Source organism: Streptomyces aculeolatus, assembly GCF_020400605.1.
Lineage (GTDB): Bacteria > Actinomycetota > Actinomycetes > Streptomycetales > Streptomycetaceae > Streptomyces > Streptomyces aculeolatus.
The window spans coordinates 108,237-125,643 of sequence record NZ_JAINRD010000011.1; the positions used below are offsets into that span (position 1 = coordinate 108,237).

Annotated in this window: 17 protein-coding genes; 12 read left to right on the top strand and 5 right to left on the bottom strand. The window is 75.6% G+C overall.

All coding sequences use genetic code 11. The features are described 5' to 3' along the window. Positions 1-130: 130 nt before the first annotated feature. A complete protein-coding gene (locus LG396_RS19815; RefSeq protein WP_018837427.1) occupies positions 131-1,351 on the bottom strand; it encodes a sialidase family protein in 1,221 nt (406 codons plus the stop codon). Positions 1,352-1,590: 239 nt separating this feature from the next. Between LG396_RS19815 and LG396_RS19820 the strand changes: the two genes are divergently transcribed. After that, on the top strand, positions 1,591-2,802 hold the full coding sequence (locus LG396_RS19820; protein WP_018837426.1) for an MFS transporter: 1,212 nt from the start codon (positions 1,591-1,593) through the stop codon (positions 2,800-2,802). 84 nt (positions 2,803-2,886) lie between these two features. On the opposite strand, the gene LG396_RS19825 is transcribed toward LG396_RS19820, so the two are convergent. After that, positions 2,887-4,542, bottom strand: coding sequence for an FAD-binding dehydrogenase (locus tag LG396_RS19825; protein ID WP_037746582.1), 1,656 nt, complete (start codon positions 4,540-4,542; stop codon positions 2,887-2,889). Positions 4,543-4,693: 151 nt separating this feature from the next. On the opposite strand from LG396_RS19825, the gene LG396_RS19830 reads away from it, so the two are divergent. The 5 genes from LG396_RS19830 (at position 4,694) to LG396_RS19850 (ending at position 9,226) form a co-directional block, all read left to right on the top strand. Next, positions 4,694-5,092 carry a DUF202 domain-containing protein gene (locus LG396_RS19830; RefSeq protein ID WP_018837424.1) on the top strand — a complete coding sequence of 133 codons (399 nt, stop codon included), beginning with the start codon at positions 4,694-4,696 and terminating at the stop codon, positions 5,090-5,092. Next, positions 5,089-5,397 carry a DUF202 domain-containing protein gene (locus LG396_RS19835; protein ID WP_018837423.1) on the top strand — a complete coding sequence of 103 codons (309 nt, stop codon included), beginning with the start codon at positions 5,089-5,091 and terminating at the stop codon, positions 5,395-5,397. The genes LG396_RS19830 and LG396_RS19835 overlap by 4 nt, the downstream gene beginning before the upstream one ends. Before the next feature lie 109 nt (positions 5,398-5,506). After that, the gene (locus LG396_RS19840) at positions 5,507-6,874 is read left to right on the top strand and encodes an MBL fold metallo-hydrolase (RefSeq protein ID WP_372483537.1); all 1,368 of its coding nucleotides are present in this window, start codon (positions 5,507-5,509) and stop codon (positions 6,872-6,874) included. 102 nt (positions 6,875-6,976) lie between these two features. Then, positions 6,977-7,996, top strand: a complete 1,020-nt coding sequence (locus LG396_RS19845) for a phosphotransferase family protein (RefSeq protein WP_018837421.1) — start codon at positions 6,977-6,979, stop codon at positions 7,994-7,996. A gap of 6 nt (positions 7,997-8,002) precedes the next feature. Beyond that, positions 8,003-9,226 carry an acyl-CoA dehydrogenase family protein gene (locus LG396_RS19850; RefSeq protein WP_225795782.1) on the top strand — a complete coding sequence of 408 codons (1,224 nt, stop codon included), beginning with the start codon at positions 8,003-8,005 and terminating at the stop codon, positions 9,224-9,226. A gap of 71 nt (positions 9,227-9,297) precedes the next feature. Here LG396_RS19850 and LG396_RS19855 read toward each other — a convergent pair whose 3' ends face one another. Together LG396_RS19855 and LG396_RS19860 are read right to left on the bottom strand one after the other, a co-directional pair. Beyond that, positions 9,298-9,891, bottom strand: a complete 594-nt coding sequence (locus LG396_RS19855) for a TetR/AcrR family transcriptional regulator (RefSeq protein WP_018837419.1) — start codon at positions 9,889-9,891, stop codon at positions 9,298-9,300. 89 nt (positions 9,892-9,980) lie between these two features. Continuing rightward, a complete protein-coding gene (locus tag LG396_RS19860) occupies positions 9,981-10,739 on the bottom strand; it encodes an SDR family oxidoreductase (RefSeq protein WP_225795783.1) in 759 nt (252 codons plus the stop codon). Between the two features lie 304 nt (positions 10,740-11,043). On the opposite strand from LG396_RS19860, the gene LG396_RS19865 reads away from it, so the two are divergent. Together LG396_RS19865 and LG396_RS19870 are read left to right on the top strand one after the other, a co-directional pair. Further along, positions 11,044-11,784 (top strand): 3-keto-5-aminohexanoate cleavage protein, encoded by a 741-nt coding sequence (locus LG396_RS19865; RefSeq protein WP_100298519.1) that lies wholly within the window; start codon positions 11,044-11,046, stop codon positions 11,782-11,784. Positions 11,785-11,931: 147 nt separating this feature from the next. Continuing rightward, on the top strand, positions 11,932-12,393 hold the full coding sequence (locus LG396_RS19870) for a MaoC family dehydratase (protein WP_018837416.1): 462 nt from the start codon (positions 11,932-11,934) through the stop codon (positions 12,391-12,393). Here the strand turns inward: LG396_RS19870 and LG396_RS19875 are convergent. Further along, positions 12,384-13,028, bottom strand: a complete 645-nt coding sequence (locus LG396_RS19875) for a TetR/AcrR family transcriptional regulator (RefSeq protein WP_225795784.1) — start codon at positions 13,026-13,028, stop codon at positions 12,384-12,386. The two genes, LG396_RS19870 and LG396_RS19875, sit on opposite strands and share 10 nt — an antisense overlap. Positions 13,029-13,191: 163 nt before the next feature. Between LG396_RS19875 and LG396_RS19880 the strand changes: the two genes are divergently transcribed. From LG396_RS19880 to LG396_RS19895, 4 genes are all read left to right on the top strand, one after another. Next, positions 13,192-13,839 carry a TetR/AcrR family transcriptional regulator gene (locus LG396_RS19880; RefSeq protein WP_100298521.1) on the top strand — a complete coding sequence of 216 codons (648 nt, stop codon included), beginning with the start codon at positions 13,192-13,194 and terminating at the stop codon, positions 13,837-13,839. Between the two features lie 58 nt (positions 13,840-13,897). Beyond that, positions 13,898-14,440, top strand: a complete 543-nt coding sequence (locus LG396_RS19885; protein ID WP_225795785.1) for a ribonuclease FAU-1 family protein — start codon at positions 13,898-13,900, stop codon at positions 14,438-14,440. 126 nt (positions 14,441-14,566) lie between these two features. After that, positions 14,567-15,826: a MalY/PatB family protein gene (locus tag LG396_RS19890; RefSeq protein WP_225795786.1), complete on the top strand. Its 1,260-nt coding sequence runs from the start codon at positions 14,567-14,569 to the stop codon at positions 15,824-15,826. Then, positions 15,823-17,340, top strand: a complete 1,518-nt coding sequence (locus LG396_RS19895; RefSeq protein ID WP_225795787.1) for an amidase — start codon at positions 15,823-15,825, stop codon at positions 17,338-17,340. The genes LG396_RS19890 and LG396_RS19895 overlap by 4 nt, the downstream gene beginning before the upstream one ends. Positions 17,341-17,407 lie beyond the last annotated feature (67 nt).

A 17,407-nucleotide genomic window follows, 5' to 3' on the forward strand; every position in this document is an offset into this window, starting at 1 on the left:
TCTGGCCCGCCGCCGCCGGTGCGCCGGGGAAGCCCCGGGGCACCGGCGGCGGGCGGACGGCACGCGACCGGCCGGCCGTCAGGCACCGCCGGTCGCGCGGTCAGGCGGCGCACGGCGCCGCCGTGCGCGGTCAGCCGCCGAGGTTCCGCAGGTCGAGGCGGCGGAACTCGATGGTCTCGTACGACCCGGACGTCCCCGTCTCGTACAGGACACCGACCGTCTGCCCGTTGACCTGCACCAGGTCCGAGTACGCCGCGGGCTGCTGCGAGAGCGTCGTCACCTTCGTGAAGTTGCGGCCCGCGTCGTCGCTGCGCCAGACGGCCATCTTCTCGCGCTTCGTGGGGTTCGAGGGGCCGGAGAACAGCAGCGGCGCCTTGCGCCCCACGGGCTGCAGCACGCTCGCCTGGACGACGGGCACCTCGTTCAGGTCGGGCTGGACCCGGTACGGCCGGTCCAGGCTCGCGCCGCCGTCGCTGGAGTAGGCGTCGAGGCGGTTGCCGGGGCTGGTGCCGTTCTGGTCGCGGGTGCTGAAGTACAGACGGCCGTCGGGCAGTTCTGCGGCGATGTTCTCGTTGCTGTTGATCTCGCCCTCGTACTGGTCGTCGACGAAGCCCATCTTCCAGGTGCGGCCGCCGTCGTCGCTGTAGATGGCGTGGGCGCCGTAGTACTTGGCCTCCTGCCCGGTGTCGGCGGAGCCGGCCGGCGGGGAGGTGGAGTGGTTGGACGGGATGACGAGCCGGCCGCGGTTCGGGCCGTGCTTGAGGGCGACGGCGTGGCCGGGCCCGGTCGCGTACCAGCGCCACTGCGGCAGCTTGACGTCGGCGGTGATCTCCCGCGGCTCGTCGAAGGTGCGGCCGTCGTCGGTGGAGCGCTGCACGAAGACGCGCCGGCTCTGCTCGGCGGTGACCTCGCCGCGCATGATCTGCGCCTCGGTGACCTTGCCGCTGTTGAACGACGTGACGAGCACCAGGTCGCCGGTCTTCGGGTCGACGACGGGCGCGGGGTTGCCGCGGGTGTCGCCGCCGCCCGGGGCCACGACGGACATCGGGCCCCAGGTGCAGCCGCCGTCCTCGGAGCGGCGGACGACGACGTCGATGTTGCCGGAGTCCCCGGCGCCGCCGACGCGGCCCTCGGCGAAGGCGAGCAGGGAGCCGCCGCCGGTCTTGACGCTGGCGGGGATGCGGTACGTGTCGTAGCCGCCCTCGCCGGATCTGTAGGGGACCGAGGACGTGCAGGGGGCCTTGTCGGACGCCGTGGCTCCGGCGTCGGCCGCCGCCGTGCCGGGGCCCGCGGCCAGGGTGCCGAGGAGGGCGGTCGCGGAGAGGAACAGGAGGCTGGTCGAGGTGCGCATGCGGCGACTCCGGAGTCATGGGACGTAGGAGGTGGGATGTCTGATCGCAAAACGTAGAGGGCGCGGCGGCGTGAGACAAGACCCCGGACGCCGCGAAAGATCGCACCAACGCGCGGGGCGTCAGGTGTTCGTATGCGATCGTGAGCGGGAATCGTGCCGGTTGGACAGCGGAGACGGACCGGTCCGGGCGGACCGGCGCGGGCGCCCGACGGGCCCAACGGGCGGGCGGAGGAGGCCGGGTGGCGAGCACGGGCGAGATACGGCGGGCGCGGTACGCCGTCGCGGCGGTGTTCGCCGCGCACGGCGCGGTCACCGGCAGCTTCGCCACCCGGGTCCCCTGGGTGCAGGACCACGCCGGGATCAGCGCCGGCCAACTCGGCCTCGCGCTGGCCATGCCCGCCCTCGGCGCCGCCACGGCGATGCCGCTCGCGGGCCGGATCAGCCACACCTTCGGCGCCCGCCGCGCACTGCGCGGGCTCATGGTCATGTGGTGCCTCGCGCTGGTGCTGCCGGCCCTCGCGCCCGGCCTCGCGACGCTGTGCGCGGGCCTGTTCGTGTACGGCGCGACCGCCGGCATGGCGGACGTCGCGATGAACGCGCTCGGCGTCGACGTCGAACAGCGGCTCGGCCGCTCGATCATGTCCGGGCTGCACGGCATGTGGAGCGGCGGCGCGCTCGCGGGTTCCGCGGCCGGCACCGTCGCCGCGCACACCGACCTGGACGGCCGGGTGCACTTCGCGATCGCCGCCGCCGTCCTCACCGCGGTCTCGGCCGTCGCCTGCCGCTGGGTGCTCGCGCCCGTCGCGCACGCCGACGAGGAGCCGCCGCCGCACTTCGCGCTGCCGCCGAAGTCGGCGCTGCTCATCGGCGCGGTGGGGTTCTGCGCGGTGTTCGCCGAGGGCGCCAGCCTGGACTGGTCGGCGGTCTACCTGCGCGACGAGATGGACTCCTCCGCCGGGCTCGCCGCCGCGTGCACCACGGGCTTCGCGCTGACGATGGCCGTGGCCCGGCTGGTGGGCGACGCGGTCGTGGAACGCCTCGGCCCGGTGCGCACGGTGCGCGCGGGCGGGGTGCTGGCGACGCTCGGCGGGGTGCTCATCATCACCTCCTCCGCCGCGGCGCAGGCGATGGCCGGGTTCGGGCTGCTGGGCCTGGGCATCGCGGTCGTCGTCCCGGTGGTCTTCGCGGCGGCGGCGCGGTCCGCGAACGCGCCGAGCCAGGCCATCGCGGGGGTCGCGACGATCATGTACGCCTCGGGGCTGATCGCCCCCGCGGCGATCGGGCAGGTCGCCGACGCGACGTCGCTGACGATGTCGTTCGGCCTGGTGACGCTGCTGGCCAGCGGGCTCATCGGGGGCGCGGGGCTGCTGCGCGGGCGGCGCTCGGAGACGAAGGCCAAGGCGCCCGGCGCGGCGCCGGATCCGGCCCCGGCGCCGGGCACGGACGCGTAGGCGGCGGGCCGGCCCGTACGAGCCCGCAGGCCTCAGGCCGTCAGCCCTCGGCGCCGGCCCGCCGCCAGCCCGCCGCCCTCGGCGCTAGCCCACCGCCTTCGCCGCCGCGCGGCCCGCGGCGCGGCCGGAGAAGAGGCACCCGCCGAGGAAGGTGCCCTCCAGCGAGCGGTACCCGTGGACGCCGCCCCCGCCGAAGCCGGCGGCCTCCCCGGCCGCGTACAGGCCGGGCAGCGGCTCCCCGCCCTCGGCGAGCACCCGCGACGACAGGTCCGTCTCCAGCCCGCCGAGGGACTTGCGGGTGAGGATGTTCAGCCGTACGGCGATGAGCGGGCCGTTCTTCGGGTCCAGGAAGCGGTGCGGGGAGGCGGCGCGGATGAGCTTGTCGCCGAGGAAGTTGCGGGCGCCGCGCAGCGCGGTGATCTGCATGTCCTTGGTGTAGGCGTTGTCGATCTCGCGGTCGCGGGCGGTGAGCGTGCGGCGCAGCGCCTCCTCGTCGATGAGCTTGTCGCCGGTCAGTTCGTTCATCCGGCGCACCAGCGTGCCGAGGTCGCGTTCGACGACGAAGTCGACGCCGTTGTCCATGAACGCCTGCACCGGGCCCGGCGCGCCGGAACCGGCGCGGCCCAGTACGTCGCGCACGCTCTTGCCGGTCAGGTCCGGGTTCTGCTCGCTGCCGGAGAGCGTGAACTCCTTCTCGATGACCTTCTGGCTGAGGACGAACCAGGTGTAGCCGTGGCCCGACTTCATGATGTGCTCCAGCGTGCCGAGCGTGTCGAAGCCGGGGAACAGCGGCACGGGCAGCCTGCGGCCGGTCGCGTCCAGCCACAGCGAGGAGGGGCCCGGCAGGATGCGGATGCCGTGGCGGGCCCAGATGGGGTTCCAGTTCTCGATGCCCTCGGTGTAGTGCCACATCCGGTCGCGGTTGATCAGCCGGCCGCCGGCGGCCCCGGCGACGTCGAGCAGCAGCCCGTCGACGTGCGCGGGGACGCCGGAGAGCAGCTTCTCGGGCGGGGTGCCGAGGCGCTCGGGCCAGTGGGCGCGTACGAGGTCGTGGTTGCCGCCGATGCCGCCGGAGGTGACGATCACCGCCTGGGCGCGCAGCTCGAAGGTGTCGGCCACCTCCCGGCTGCTGGCGGTGCCGCGCGGGGCGTCGCTGGGCCGGAGGATCTCCCCGGTGACGGTGTCGACGGCGCCGGCGCTGCGGGCGAGGCCGGTGACGCGGTGGCGGAACCGCATGTCGACGCGGCCCTGCTCCGCGGCCGCGCGCACCCGCCGCTCGAAGGGGGCGACGATGCCCGGCCCGGTGCCCCAGGTGATGTGGAAGCGGGGTACGGAGTTGCCGTGGCCCTCCGCGTCGTAGCCGCCGCGCTCGGCCCAGCCGACGACCGGGAAGAACGAGACGTCCATGGAGCGCAGCCAGGCGCGCTTCTCGCCGGCGGCGAAGTCCACGTACGCCTCGGCCCACTTGCGCGGCCAGTGGTCCTCGGCGCGGTCGAAGCCGGCGGTGCCGAGCCAGTCCTGCCAGGCCAGCTCGCGGCTGTCGCGGATGCGCATCCGGCGCTGCTCGGGCGAGCCGACGAAGAACAGGCCGCCGAAGGACCAGTGCGCCTGGCCGCCGAGCGACTGCTCCGGCTCCTGGTCCAGCAGGATGACCTTGCGTCCGGCGTCGGCCAGCTCCGCGGTCGCGGCGAGGCCGGCGAGCCCCGCTCCGATCACGATGACGTCGGCGTCGTAGACCATGGCTGCCGCCCCTTCGAAGGTTACCGGTGGGTTCAGATCCTGTTGACTGCGCGCCCGCCCGTCAACCGCCGGGCGCCGGGCACTTCGCCCGCCCGCGGGCGGGGCGGGTCGGCCGCGGGGTGCGCGGGGGCGTTCGGTTAGGGTCGAGGCCGTGAGCGACCCCGAGCGTCCGTCCGCCGTCCGGCTGTGGTTCTCGCCCCGGCGGCTGCGCGCCGAGGGCCGCACGCCCGACTACCGCTTCTCGCTCGCCAACGAGCGGACGTTCCTCGCGTGGGTGCGGACCGCGCTGGCGCTCGTCGGCGGCGGCATCGCCGCGGACCAGTTCCTCGACGAGATGGCCCGCCCCATCCGCACCGCCATCGCCGCGGTGCTGCTCGTGGGCGGAGCGGTCTGCGCGGTACGGGCCGTCAACCACTGGATCCGCTGCGAGCGCGCGATGCGCCGCGGCGAGGACCTGCCGGAGTCCCGCTTCCCCGGGCTGCTCGCCGTGGGCACGGCGGTGGCGGCGGTGGCGCTGATCGTGGCGGTGCTGGTCGGGACCAGGCGGTGAGCGACGCCCGGGACCCCGCGGCGCAGCCGGAGCGGACGCGGTTCGCGTGGCGGCGTACCACGCTGGCGTTCGCGGTCGTGGTGGTGCTGGAGATACGGCGCGTGGTGGTCGAGGGCGCCTCGGTGGGCGGGTACGCCGGGCTGTCGCTGGCGCTGTGCACGTGGCTGGTGTTCCTGGCCGCGGGCCAGCGGCGGATAGGCCAACTGGCCGCGGCCGCACCGGCGGCGATGGCGCCGGGGCTCGCGCTGGGCGCGGGCCTGTGCGTGGTGGCGTCCGCGATATCGGCGGCAGCACTGCTTCTCTGACGCCCCGCGCGCATCCGGACGGCTTTCGAGCCGCCGCACGTGCCGCTGGTCCTAAGCTCGCAGGCAGCACCGCAGCGCAGGCGAGGGTTGTCTTGAGGGGGACATGCGCATGGCCGTCACCGTGCCACTGATCGTCGTCATGGGGGTGTCCGGCTGCGGCAAGACCACGGTGGGCCGGGAGCTGGCCGAGCGGTTGAACGTGCCGTACGCGGACGGCGCGGACATCGCCCGGGAGGCCGGCCTTCCCCCGGCGGACGGCGAGCCGCCGGACGACGCCGTCGCCGGCTGGCTGCGCAGGCGGGCCGCGAGCGGCGGCGTCGTCAGCCGCCCGGCGCTGCGCCGCGGCGACCGCGGCCGGCTCGCGGCGGCCGTGCCGGGCCTGTACTTCCTGCACCTGGACGGCTCCCGGTGCCTGATCGGCGCCCGACTGGCCGAGCGCAAGGAGCTGTTCGTGCCGCACGACGTGCTGGACGCGCAGTTCGCGGCGCTCGAACCGCTGGCGCCCGACGAGCACGGGGCGGCCGTCTGCATCGACGCCACGCCCGCGCAGATCGTGGACCGCGCGGTCGACGCCGCCCGCACGCCGTACACCGTGCAGCTCGCCACCGGCGTGCACGCATACATCCAGCCGGACGGCGGCTGGTGCCTGAGCAACGCGGGCTTCGTCAGCGACGGCACGACCACCCTGCTCGTCGACACCGCGGCCACCGAGAGCCGGGCGCGGCTGCTGCGCGAGGCGGTGCTGGCCAGCGGGGCGCCCGACCCGGCGCTCGTGGTCAACACCCACCACCACGGCGACCACACGTACGGCAACGGCGTCTTCGCCCCGGCCACCGTCGTCGGCCACGCCGGGTGCCGGCAGCAGGTGCTCGCCGCGGGGCGCCATCTGGAGCTGGTGTGGCCGGAGGTGGAGTACGGGGACGTGCGGCTGCGGGCGCCGGACATGACGTACACGGAGTCGATGACGCTGACCGCGGGCGGCACGGAGGTCCGGCTGCTGCACCCCGGGCCCGCGCACACCGTCGGGGACACGGTGGTGTGGCTGCCGGAGCAGCGGGTCGTGTTCGCCGGGGACCTGGCGATGTGCGGCGGGACGCCGTTCGTCGCGTTCGGCTCGCTCTCCGGGTCGCTGCGGGCGCTGGAGCGGCTGCGGTCGCTGGGCGCGGAGACCGTGGTGCCGGGGCACGGGCCGGTGACGGACGCGGGGGTGTTCGACGTGGTGGAGCGGTATCTGCGCTACGTCGCCGAGTTGGCCGCGCAGGGCCGCGCGGCGGGCCGTACGCCCCTGGAGGCGGCGCGGGCGGCGGACCCGGAGGCGTTCGCGGAGCTGCGGGAGCCGGAGCGGCTGGTGGCGAACCTGCACCGGGCGTACAGCGAGCTGGCCGGCGAGCCGGAGGGCCACCCGCTGGACGCGGCGGAGTACTTCGCGGACATGGCGGCAATGAACGGCGGCAGGATGATGCCCTGCCACGCGTAGCGCCCGCGGCGGGCTGGACGACATACCGACCGGTCGGCACTATGGACCCGGGGCCCGCCGCCGGACCCCGTCGACCGCTGCCGCCGCCCGGAGGGACCCCGCATGAGCGACGACCACCCGCCCGGCCTCGACCCCGACGCGCTGCGCCGCCACCTCGACGCGCAGCTCCCCGGGCTCGTCCGCGGCGGGCTCCGCGCCCGGCTCATCGAGGGCGGCCGGTCCAACCTCACGTACGACGTCACCGACGGCACCGGCCGCTGGGTCGTCCGCCGCCCCCCGCTCGGCCACGTCCTCGCCACCGCGCACGACATGGCCCGCGAGCACCGCGTGCTCACCGCGCTGCACCCCACCCCCGTCCCCGTGCCGCGGACGCTGCTGCTCTGCTCCGACGAGTCCGTCCTCGGCGCCCCCTTCTACGTCATGGAGGCCGTCCCCGGCACCGTGTACCGCACGGCCGGGCAGCTGGCGCCGCTGGGCCCCGCGCGCACCCGGGCCGTGGTCGACGGCCTCGTCGACACCCTGGTCGGCCTGCACGCCGTCGACCCGGCCGCCGTGGGCCTCGGCGACTTCGGCCGCCCCGACGGCTTCCTGGAGCGCCAGCTCCGCCGCTGGGGCAAGCAGCTCGACGCCTCCCGCAGCCGCGAACTGCCGGGCATCGACGAGCTGCACGACGCCCTCGCCCGCGACCTGCCGCCCGCCGCCGCGCCCGCCGTCGTACACGGGGACTACCGCCTCGACAACGTCCTCGTCGACGCCGGCGACACCGTGGCGGCCGTCCTGGACTGGGAGATGTCGACGCTCGGCGACCCGCTCACGGACCTCGGCCTGCTGGCCATGTACAGCACCCCCGCGGGCGCCGACTCCCCCATCGCCACCACCGCCGGCGCCCCCGGCCACCCGACCGCCGCCGAGATCACCGCCAGATACGCCGAGCGGTCCGGCCGGGACGTCTCCCGCGTCGCCTGGTACACGGCGTTCGCGTACTTCAAGCTCGCCGTGATCCTGGAGGGCATCCACTACCGCTTCACGCTCGGCCGGACCGTCGGCGCCGGCTTCGACCGCATCGGCGAGCTGGTGCCGCAGTTCATCGCGGGCGGCCGCACCACACTGCAGGAGGGCTGACCGGCCATGGACTTCGCACTCGACGCACGCACCGAGGAACTGCGGGAGCGCCTGCTCTCGTTCATGACCGAGCACGTCCACCCCGCCGAGCCGGTCGCCGCCGCGCAGGTCGCCGAGCAGGGCGACCCGTGGGTGCACCCGCCGGTCGTGCACGAGCTGCGTGCCGAGGCCCGCAGGCGCGGGCTGTGGAACCTCTTCCTCCCCGGCACGACGTACGGCGCGGGCCTGACGAACCTCCAGTACGCGCCGCTCGCCGAGATCACCGGCCGCAGCCCCCACCTCGCGCCGCTGGCGCTCAACTGCAGCGCGCCGGACACCGGGAACATGGAACTGCTGGCCCAGTTCGCCACCGAGGAGCAGCGCGCACGGTGGCTGGAGCCGCTGCTGGAGGGCCGGATCCGGTCGGCGTTCGCGATGACGGAACCCGCCGTCGCGTCCTCCGACGCCACGAACGTCGAGACCAGGATCGAGCGGGACGGCGGCTCGTACGTCGTCAACGGCCGCAAGTGGTACATCTCCGGGGCGATGAACCCGGACTGCGCCGTGTTCATCGTCATGGGCAAGACCGACCCGCACGGCAGCGATCCCCGCCGCCAGCAGTCCATGGTCCTCGTCCCCCGCGAGACTCCCGGCCTCACCGTCCGCCGCGCCATGCAGGTCTACGGCTTCGAGGACCATCTGCACGGCGGCCATGCCGAGATCGTCCTCGACGACGTACGGGTCCCGGCGGCCAACCTGATCGGCGAGGAGGGCGGCGGCTTCGCCATCGCGCAGGCGCGGCTGGGTCCCGGCCGCATCCACCACTGCATGCGGCTCATCGGCATGGCGGAGCGGGCGATCGAGCTGATGTGCCGGCGGGCGGTGGAGCGTTCGGCGTTCGGCAAGGAGCTGGCGCGGCAGGGCGTGGTGCAGACCTGGATCGCGGACGCGCGGGTGGCGGTGGAGCAGCTGCGGCTGCTGGTGCTGAAGACCGCGTGGCTGATGGACACGGTCGGCAACCGCGGCGCGCACACGGAGATCCAGGCCATCAAGATCGCGGTGCCGCGGGAGGTCACGGGCATCCTGGACCGCGCGGTGCAGTTGCACGGCGCCGCGGGCGTCAGCCAGGACACGCCGCTGGCCGAGCTGTGGGCGTCGGCGCGCACGCTGCGGCTGGCGGACGGACCGGACGAGGTGCACCAGCGGTCGCTGGCCCGGCGCGAGCTGAAGAAGTACACGCCGGGCGCGTGAGCCGGTGCCGTACGGGCCCGGGCACGCCCCGGCCCGTACGGCCCGGGGCGCCGGTGCTCCGGTGCTCTGGGCTACGGGCGCAGCGCGCGCATCAGCAGCTCCGCCAGGTGGTCGCCGACCTCCCGCGCCGACATGGGCCCGTCCGGGCGGTACCAGCTTCCCAGGTGGTGCAGCGCGCCGAAGTGGTAGTCCACCACCAGGTCGGCCGGGGTGGCGGTGGAGAACACGCCGGCGGCCTGGCCCTCCTCGATGAGGCCGCGGAAGCGCTCGTGGTAGCGCCGCCGCTCCGCCCGTACCTCCTTGGACTTCTCCGGGCCCAGCATGTGCATCGAGCGGAAGAAGATCAGCGCGTCCTCGTGGTGGTCGACGGTGGTGACGACGACGTCCGCCGCCGCCTCCCGCAGCCGCCGCTCGACCGGGGCGTCCAGCGCCGCGAAGTGGTCGAGGCGCTCCTGCTGGAGGCGCAGGAGGCGGGCGTAGATCTCGTGCAGCAGGTCGTCCTTGGACCCGAAGTAGTGGTAGAGCGCGCCCTTGGTGACCCCGGCGGCCTCGACGAGTTCCTGCACCGAGGTGCGGTCGAAGCCCCGCTCGGCGAAGAGGCGTGTGGCGGCGGCGAGCAGCCGCTCCGGCACCGTCCCGCTGTTCCCGCCCGTCGTCGTCGCCATGTCCTCGCCCTTCGTCGTCCCGGCCTCCAGTGTCGGCCCCGGCACCCCGGTCCGTCGCGGCGTACGGGAAGGTCCGCGGGCCGCGACCCCTAGGGTCTGTCCTCGAGTGTCTGCTGGAGGCGGTTCATGCCCGCCAGCCAGCGGTCCGGGTCGGTGGCGCGCACGGCGCTGTAACCGGCGACCTCGGGGTGCGGCAGGATCAGGAAGCGGTCCTCGGCGATGCCGGCCAGGACGGCGTCGGCGACCTGCTCCGGCTCGATGGCGCCGGGGGCGAGGACCAGGTCGCCGGCCGCGCCGGTGGCGCGGAGCATGTCGGTGCGTACGCCCTGGGGGCAGACCGCGTGCACGGCGATGCCGCGGTGGCGGTACGTCAGGGACAGCCACTCGGCGAAGGCCAGCGCGGCATGCTTGGTGACGCTGTACGGGGCGGCGCCGACCATCGACAGCAGGCCGGCCGCCGAGACGGTGGCCACGAACCGGCCCTCGCCGCGCTCCAGCCACTCCGGCAGCAGCTCGCGGGCGGCGCGCACGTGCGCCATGACGTTGACGTCCCAGGCGGCGGCCCACTCGCCGTCCGCGGCCTCCGGGCCGCCGCCGGTGGCGACCCCGGCGTTGGCGCAGAAGAGGTCGATGCCGCCGAGGGCCTCGCGGGCGGCGGACACGGCGCCGGAGGCGTCGCCGGGCAGCGCGAACCCGCCGATCTCGGCGGCGACTTCGCGGGCCCTGTCGGCGTCGACGTCGTTGACGGCGACGCGGGCGCCCCCGGCGGCGAGCCGTCGTGCCAGCGCGGCGCCGATGCCGCCGCCGCCCCCGGTGACCACTGCCCGCGCGTCCCGTACGCCGCCCACGGTGCCCGCCTCTCCACGGTTGCCGTCCCGGTTGCCGACCAGGGGCAGACTAACCGGTCGGTATGCGGCGGGGAAGGTCCGGGCCGCGGCGGCCGTCGGCGCACGGACCGGGCGTTCGGCCGTACGGGCGAGCGCCGCACGTCCCGCCGTACGGGCCGGACGCCGGACGGCGACCGCGGACGCGCCGGCGGACCGCGGCGCGGCCGCCCCCGGGAGGAGCCGCGGCGCCGCGGTGCTGCCGCGCGCTGCCCTGCTGCCGGTGCGGGTCCGGGGCGGTGTCAGTGGCGGCGCTTACGGTGGCTGGATGCTGTTGCAGGTGTGCCTCAACGGGCCGCGGAGCGCGGCCGAGCACCGCGGGGTGCCCGTAACGCCCCGGGCGCTGGCCGACGCCGCGGTGGCGGCGTGTGCGGCCGGGGCCCGGGACGTCCACCTGCACCCCAAGTCGCCCGCCGGGGCGGACTCGGTCGTGGCGGCCGACGTCGCCGCGGCCGTCACCGCCGTGCGGCGGGCCGTGCCCGGGGTGCCGGTGGGGGTGACGACCGGGGCCTGGGCGGAGCCCGACCCCGCGGTCCGCGTGGCCCGCGTCCGCTCGTGGACGGTGCTGCCGGACCACGCCTCGGTCAACTGGCACGAGCCCGGCGCGGATCAGGTCGCCGCCGCGCTGCTGGAGCGCGGCGTCGGCGTGGAGGCCGGGGTGTGGTCGGGCACGGACGCGGTGGCTCTCTTCCGCGCCTCCCCGCTCGCCCCGCGGGTCCTGCGCGTGCTCGCCGAGGTGACCGATACCGACCCCGGCTCCGCGCCCGGCACCGCCCGCGAGTTGCTCACCGCCCTGGCCGGGGCGCCCGCCCGGCCCGTACTGCTGCACGGCGAGGACGGCGGTGCCTGGCCGGTGCTGCGGCTCGCGGCCGGGCTGGGTCTGGCGACCCGTATCGGCCTGGAGGACACCCTCGTGCTCCCCGACGGCACGCCGGCCCCCGGGAACGCCGCGCTGGTCGCGGCCGCCGCCGCGCTGCTGTCCGGCCCGTCGGGCGCCGGGGCGCCGTGACGGCGACGCGGCCACGGGCACGGGGCCGTTGACAGGGATCCGCACCGCGACCATGCTAAGCAGTCGCTTAGACCATCCCGACGCACCCGCGCACAGCCCCGCACACGCGCACACCCGTACACCCTCGCCCGCCCCGGGAGGCACGCCATGGCAGAGCCCCGCACGTTCACCTCGGTCGACGAGCTGAAGGGCGCGGTGGGCGAGCAGTTGGGGCATACGGACTGGGTGGAGATCGACCAGCGGCGCATCGACCTGTTCGCCGAGGCCACCGGCGACCACCAGTGGATCCACGTCGACCCGGAGCGGGCGGCCGGGGGCCCGTTCGGCGGGACCATCGCCCACGGCTACCTCACGCTCTCGCTGCTGCCGCTCTTCGGTCCGCAGCTCATCGACGTCGCGGGCGTCCGCATGGGCGTCAACTACGGTACGAACAAGGTGCGTTTCCCCGCTCCCGTCCCCGTCGGCTCGCGGCTGCGGGCGTCCGCCACGATCACGGACGTCGGCGAGGTCGCGGACGGCGTGCAGCTCACCGTGCGGTACACGGTCGAGCGCGAGGGCGGCGAGAAGCCCGTGTGCGTCGCGGAGTCCGTGGTCCGCTACTACTTCTGAGGCCCGTGCCGCCGGGCGTCCCGCGCGTCCGGCGCCGCCACCATCCGGCCGACCAGGTCCGCGTAGAGCGACCCGACCTCCTCCGGCGGCCTGCTGCCCGCGGCGCTGAACCAGCGGGCCACGTCCACGCACAGCGACAGCACCGCCAGCGCCGTCCCCGGCACGTCGGCCACCGCGAACTCGCCGTCCCGCACGCCGTCCTCGATGATCCCCCGCACCAGCCGGTCGATCTCCCGCCGCAGCGCGACGATCTCCGCGTAGTGCTCCTCGCCGAGCGCCGCCAGTTCGTACTGCACCACGCGCGCCGTCGTGTGGTGCTCCGCGTGCCAGCGCGCGAAGGCCCGTACGGCGTACGCGAGCCGCTCCCCCGCCGTGCCCTCGGACTCCGCCGCGGCGGCGATGACCGCCCGCGCCCGCTCGTGGCCGACGCGGCTGATGCGGAAGAGCAGCTCTTCCTTGGTCTTGAAGTGGATGTAGAGCGCGGCAGGGCTCATCCCGGCGCGGCCGGCGATGTCGCGGGTGGTGGTGGCGTGGTAGCCGCGCTCCGCGAAGGCCTCGACGCCCGCGGTGAGCAGCCGCTGCGCCGCCTCCGGCTCGACCCCGCCCCAGGCCGCGGGCTCCTGGACGTCCTGCATGCTCGCTCTCCGCTCTCCCGGGTGCAGCGGAGAACACCCTACCCTCGACGCTGAGCAAGCGCTTAGGGCCGTACGGACCGGGTGTGCCGGCCCGCACCCGCGGCCCGCGACCTCCCGGTTAGCGCTGCTAGTTTGCCGCCCCGGCCGCTCTAAAATGTGCGGCATGGCCCGCCCCCGCAAGCCCCTGCTGAGCCGTGAGCGCATCGTCGCGGCGGCGCTCGCCCTCGTCGACGCCGAGGGGCTGCAGGCCGTGTCCACCCGGCGGCTCGCCGCCGAGCTGGGGGTCAGCGGGCCTTCGCTGTACAACCACTTCACGACGAAGGACGAACTGCTGGACGCCGCGGTCGACGCGGTGGTCGCCGAAGTCGACCTGTCGATGTTCGCGGACGGCTCGCCGTGGCCGGAGGCGCTGCTCGCCTGGGCCAGGTCCTACCGGGCGGCGCTGGCCGCGCACCCGAACATCGTGCCCGTGCTCGCCCAGGGCCCCGGCCGCAGGCCGGCGGCGCTGCGGCTCGCGGACGCGGTGTTCGGCGGCATGGTGGCGGCGGGCTGGCCGCCGGCGCAGGCCACCCGGGTCGGCGCGCTGATGCGGTACTACGTCGCCGGCTCCGCGCTGGGCTCGTTCGCGGGCGGCTTCGTCGCCGACCCCGCGGCGTACGACCCGGCGGACTACCCGCACCTCGGCCGGGCGCATCTGCTGGCGGAGCACCGGCGGGAGGTGGACGAGGGCGCCTTCGAGACCGGGCTACGGGCGCTCGTGGACGGCCTGCGGCTGCAGTTCGCCCAGCTCAGCGGGCAGCCGTCGGGCTGACGCCGGGCGTGCGCCGGGGCGCCGCCGGGCGGGCCGTGGCCGGGGCTATGATCCCGCAATGGCCGACCTGGTACGCGTGATCTACCGCAAGTACGACGGCACCCTGCACTGGAACTCGACCATGCGCCGCCTCGGCGAGGACGAGCACGGCGTGTGGCTCGGCCAGCAGGCCGGCGGCACGACGCGCAAGGGCGCGGGCCCGCCCGTGACCTTCGAGTGCGCGCACGTGACGCTCTTCCCCCGCGGCTCCTGGTGGACCGCCGCGTTCAACGCCCCGCCGCGGCGCACCGCCCTGTACGTGGACATCACCACGCCGCCGCGGTGGCGCTCGGCCGCGGAGGTCACGATGGTCGACCTGGACCTCGACGTCGCCCGGCAGCGCGGCGAGGAGGCGCCTCGGCTGCTGGACGAGGACGAGTTCGCCGATCACCGGGTGCGCTACGGCTACTCGGAGGAGACCGTGGCGCGGGCGACCGCGTCGGCCGAGTGGCTGATGGCGGCGGTGGCGGCGGGCACGGAGCCGTTCGGCGGGGCGCACCGGAGGTGGCTCGAACAGGTCGCGGACGGCGACCCCGGACCCCACCCGCCGACCGGCCGGTAACCGCCGCGTCGGGAGGCGTGAATTCGCAGGTCCGGTGTCGGTGGGCCGACCTACCATGGCGGGCATGGCCCGATCGAACAGCTCCTTCGCCCGCCCCGTCCCGCCACGCCGCGCCGGCGGGCGCCGATGAGCGCCGGACCGCCGGACGCCCCGTCCGGCGTCCGGGCGGCCGACCCGGTGACCGACGACGCGGCGGCCGACGAGGCGGCGGCCCCGGTGCCCGATCCGCTGCGCGGGCAGACGCTCGCGGAGTCGCGCCGGCGGACGTCGGTGAAGTGGCGCGCGTATCCGCCCGACGTGCTGCCGCTGTGGGTCGCCGAGATGGACACGCGGCTCGCGGCCCCCATCGCCGAGGCGGTGCACGAGGCGATCGACCTGGGCGACACGGGGTACGCGACCGTCGAGCCGTACGCGCGGGCGCTCGCGGACTTCGCGGGGCGGCGCTGGGACTGGCAGGTGCCGGCCGAGCGGATCGCCCTCGTGCCCGACGTGATGCGCGGCATCGTCGAGGTGCTGAAGCTGATCACGTCCCCGGACGACGCCGTCGTCGTCAACTCCCCGGTCTACCCGCCGTTCTACGCCTTCACAGAACACCTGGGGCTGCGCGTGGTCGAGGCCCCGCTCGGCGCCGGCCGCCGCATCGACTTCGACGCCCTGGCCGCGGCGTTCACCGCCGCCAGGGCCGGCGGCCACCGCGCGGCGTACCTGCTGAGCAGCCCGCACAACCCGACCGGCACCGTGCACACCGCCGCCGAGCTGGCCCGGGTCGCCGCGCTCGCCGGGGAGCACGGGGTGCGGGTCGTCGCCGACGAGATCCACGCCCCGCTGGTGCCGCCGGGCACCGGTGCCCGGCACGTGCCGTACCTGACCGTGCCGGGCGCGGAGCGGGGCTTCGCGCTGCTGTCGGCGTCGAAGGCGTGGAACCTGGCGGGGCTGAAGGCGGCGGTGGCCGTCGCCGGCGAGGAGTCGGCGGGCGAGCTGGCGCTGATACCGGAGGAGGTCGCGGCCGGGGCCAGCCACCTGGGGGTCATCGCGCACGTGGCGGCCCTCCGGCACGGCGGCCCGTGGCTCGACGCGCTGCTCGCCGGGCTGGACGGCAACCGCCGGCTGCTCGGCCGGCTGCTCGCGGAGCGGCTGCCGGGCGTGGAGTACCACGTCCCGGACGGTACGTTCCTGGCCTGGCTGGACTGCCGGGAGCTGGGCCTCGGGGACGACCCCGCGGCGGTGTTCCTGGAGCGCGGGCGCGTGGCGCTGGCGTCGGGGATCCCGTTCGGCACGGGCGGCGCCGGCCACGCGCGGCTCAACTTCGCCACCTCGCCCGAGGTGCTGACCGAGGCGGTGGACCGGATGGCCGCCGCGTTGCCCCAGCCGGGAGGCAGGCCATGACCGACGACGTCACCGAGGACCGGAAGAACGGCGGCACCACCCGGGAACGCGGCACCGCGGCGCCCGCCGGCCGCGGGCCCGTCCACGCCTTCCGCGACGACGCCCTCGGCGCGCACGACGCCGTCGGCCTCGCCAGGCTCGTCCGCGCCGGCGAGGTCGGCGCGGGGGAGCTGGCCCGTGCCGCGGTCGAGCGCATCCGGCTCGTCGAGCCCGAACTGCACGCCGTCGCCGTCCCGGCCTACGACACGTACGACCCGGACGAGGCGGACAAGGCATACGAGGCGGACCGCGCGACCGGCGGCCCGCTCGCCGGAGTGCCCACCCTGCTGAAGGACAACACCGACTACGGCGGCCTGCCCACCGGGCACGGCAGCGCCGCGTTCACGCCGCACGCCGCGCCGCGGCACGCGCCGTTCACGCGCCAGTTCCTCAGCACGGGCATGACGTTCCTCGGCAAGACCCGGCTGCCGGAGTTCGGCTTCAACGCCAGCACGGAGTACGAGAACGACGAGCCCGTCCGCAACCCCTGGCACCCGTCCTACTCCCCCGGCGGCTCCTCCGGCGGCAGCGCCGCGCTCGTCGCCTCCGGGGCCGTGCCGATCGCCCACGCCAACGACGGCGGCGGCTCGATCCGCATCCCCGCGGCGTGCTGCGGGCTCGTCGGCCTCAAGCCCACCCGGGGCCGGGTCGTGGCCAACGAGACGGGCCGCAGGCTGCCCATCGACATGGTCGGCGACGGCGTCCTGAGCCGGTCCGTGCGCGACACCGCCGCGTTCCTCGCCGCGGCAGAACGGCACTGGCGCAACCCGCGGATGCCCCCGCTCGGCCTGGTCGAGGGCCCGGGCACGCGCCGCCTGCGGATCGGCCTGGTGGCCGAGTCGCCGACGGGCGCGGCGACCGACGCGGCCACGCGCGCGGCCGTCGCGGCCGTGGCCCTCGCGCTGGAGGGGCAGGGGCACGCGGTCGAGCCGTACGCGCTGCCACTCGACGGCCGCTTCGAGCAGGACTTCATCTCGTACTGGGGGATGCTCGCCTTCCTCGCCGGCGCCGGCGGGCGGTTCGTGTACGACCGGCACTTCGACGGCCGCCGGATGGACGGGCTGAGCAAGGGCCTGCGGGCGACGTACCTGCGCCGGATGCACACCACCCCGGCGTTCCTGCGCCGGCTGCGCCGCGCGGCGGACGAGGCGTACGACGCGGCGCTCACGCGCTACGACGTGCTGCTGTCCCCGGTCCTCGCGCACACCACCCCGCGGCTGGGGCACCTGTCGCCCAACGTCCCGTACGAGGAACTGCTGAACCGCCTCCGGGCGTACGTGGCCTTCACCCCCATCAACAACATCAACGGCAGCCCGGCCATCTCCCTGCCCGCCCCGGCGGCCGACCCGGCACCCGCGGGCGGCGTACCGGCCGGGGTGATGCTGTCGGCGGCCCACGGCGACGAACGCACGCTGCTGGAACTGGCCTTCGCCCTGGAGGCCGACCGGCCCTGGCGCCGGATCCAGGACGCCTGAGGGACCGGGGAAGCGGATGGTGCTCGGCAAACTGGTGAAGCTACGCGCATTCGAGCCACCGGAGGCG

Excerpts from the sequence above, each read along its gene's own strand:
- LG396_RS19815 (WP_018837427.1), bottom strand. The coding sequence starts at position 1,351 with ATGCGCACCTCGACCAGCCTCCTGTTCCTCTCCGCGACCGCCCTCCTC.
- LG396_RS19825 (WP_037746582.1), bottom strand. The coding sequence starts at position 4,542 with ATGGTCTACGACGCCGACGTCATCGTGATCGGAGCGGGGCTCGCCGGC.
- LG396_RS19840 (WP_372483537.1), top strand. The coding sequence starts at position 5,507 with ATGGCCGTCACCGTGCCACTGATCGTCGTCATGGGGGTGTCCGGCTGC.
- LG396_RS19845 (WP_018837421.1), top strand. The coding sequence starts at position 6,977 with ATGAGCGACGACCACCCGCCCGGCCTCGACCCCGACGCGCTGCGCCGC.
- LG396_RS19850 (WP_225795782.1), top strand. The coding sequence starts at position 8,003 with ATGGACTTCGCACTCGACGCACGCACCGAGGAACTGCGGGAGCGCCTG.
- LG396_RS19855 (WP_018837419.1), bottom strand. The coding sequence starts at position 9,891 with ATGGCGACGACGACGGGCGGGAACAGCGGGACGGTGCCGGAGCGGCTG.
- LG396_RS19865 (WP_100298519.1), top strand. The coding sequence starts at position 11,044 with ATGCTGTTGCAGGTGTGCCTCAACGGGCCGCGGAGCGCGGCCGAGCAC.
- LG396_RS19870 (WP_018837416.1), top strand. The coding sequence starts at position 11,932 with ATGGCAGAGCCCCGCACGTTCACCTCGGTCGACGAGCTGAAGGGCGCG.
- LG396_RS19875 (WP_225795784.1), bottom strand. The coding sequence starts at position 13,028 with ATGCAGGACGTCCAGGAGCCCGCGGCCTGGGGCGGGGTCGAGCCGGAG.
- LG396_RS19880 (WP_100298521.1), top strand. The coding sequence starts at position 13,192 with ATGGCCCGCCCCCGCAAGCCCCTGCTGAGCCGTGAGCGCATCGTCGCG.
- LG396_RS19885 (WP_225795785.1), top strand. The coding sequence starts at position 13,898 with ATGGCCGACCTGGTACGCGTGATCTACCGCAAGTACGACGGCACCCTG.
- LG396_RS19890 (WP_225795786.1), top strand. The coding sequence starts at position 14,567 with ATGAGCGCCGGACCGCCGGACGCCCCGTCCGGCGTCCGGGCGGCCGAC.
- LG396_RS19895 (WP_225795787.1), top strand. The coding sequence starts at position 15,823 with ATGACCGACGACGTCACCGAGGACCGGAAGAACGGCGGCACCACCCGG.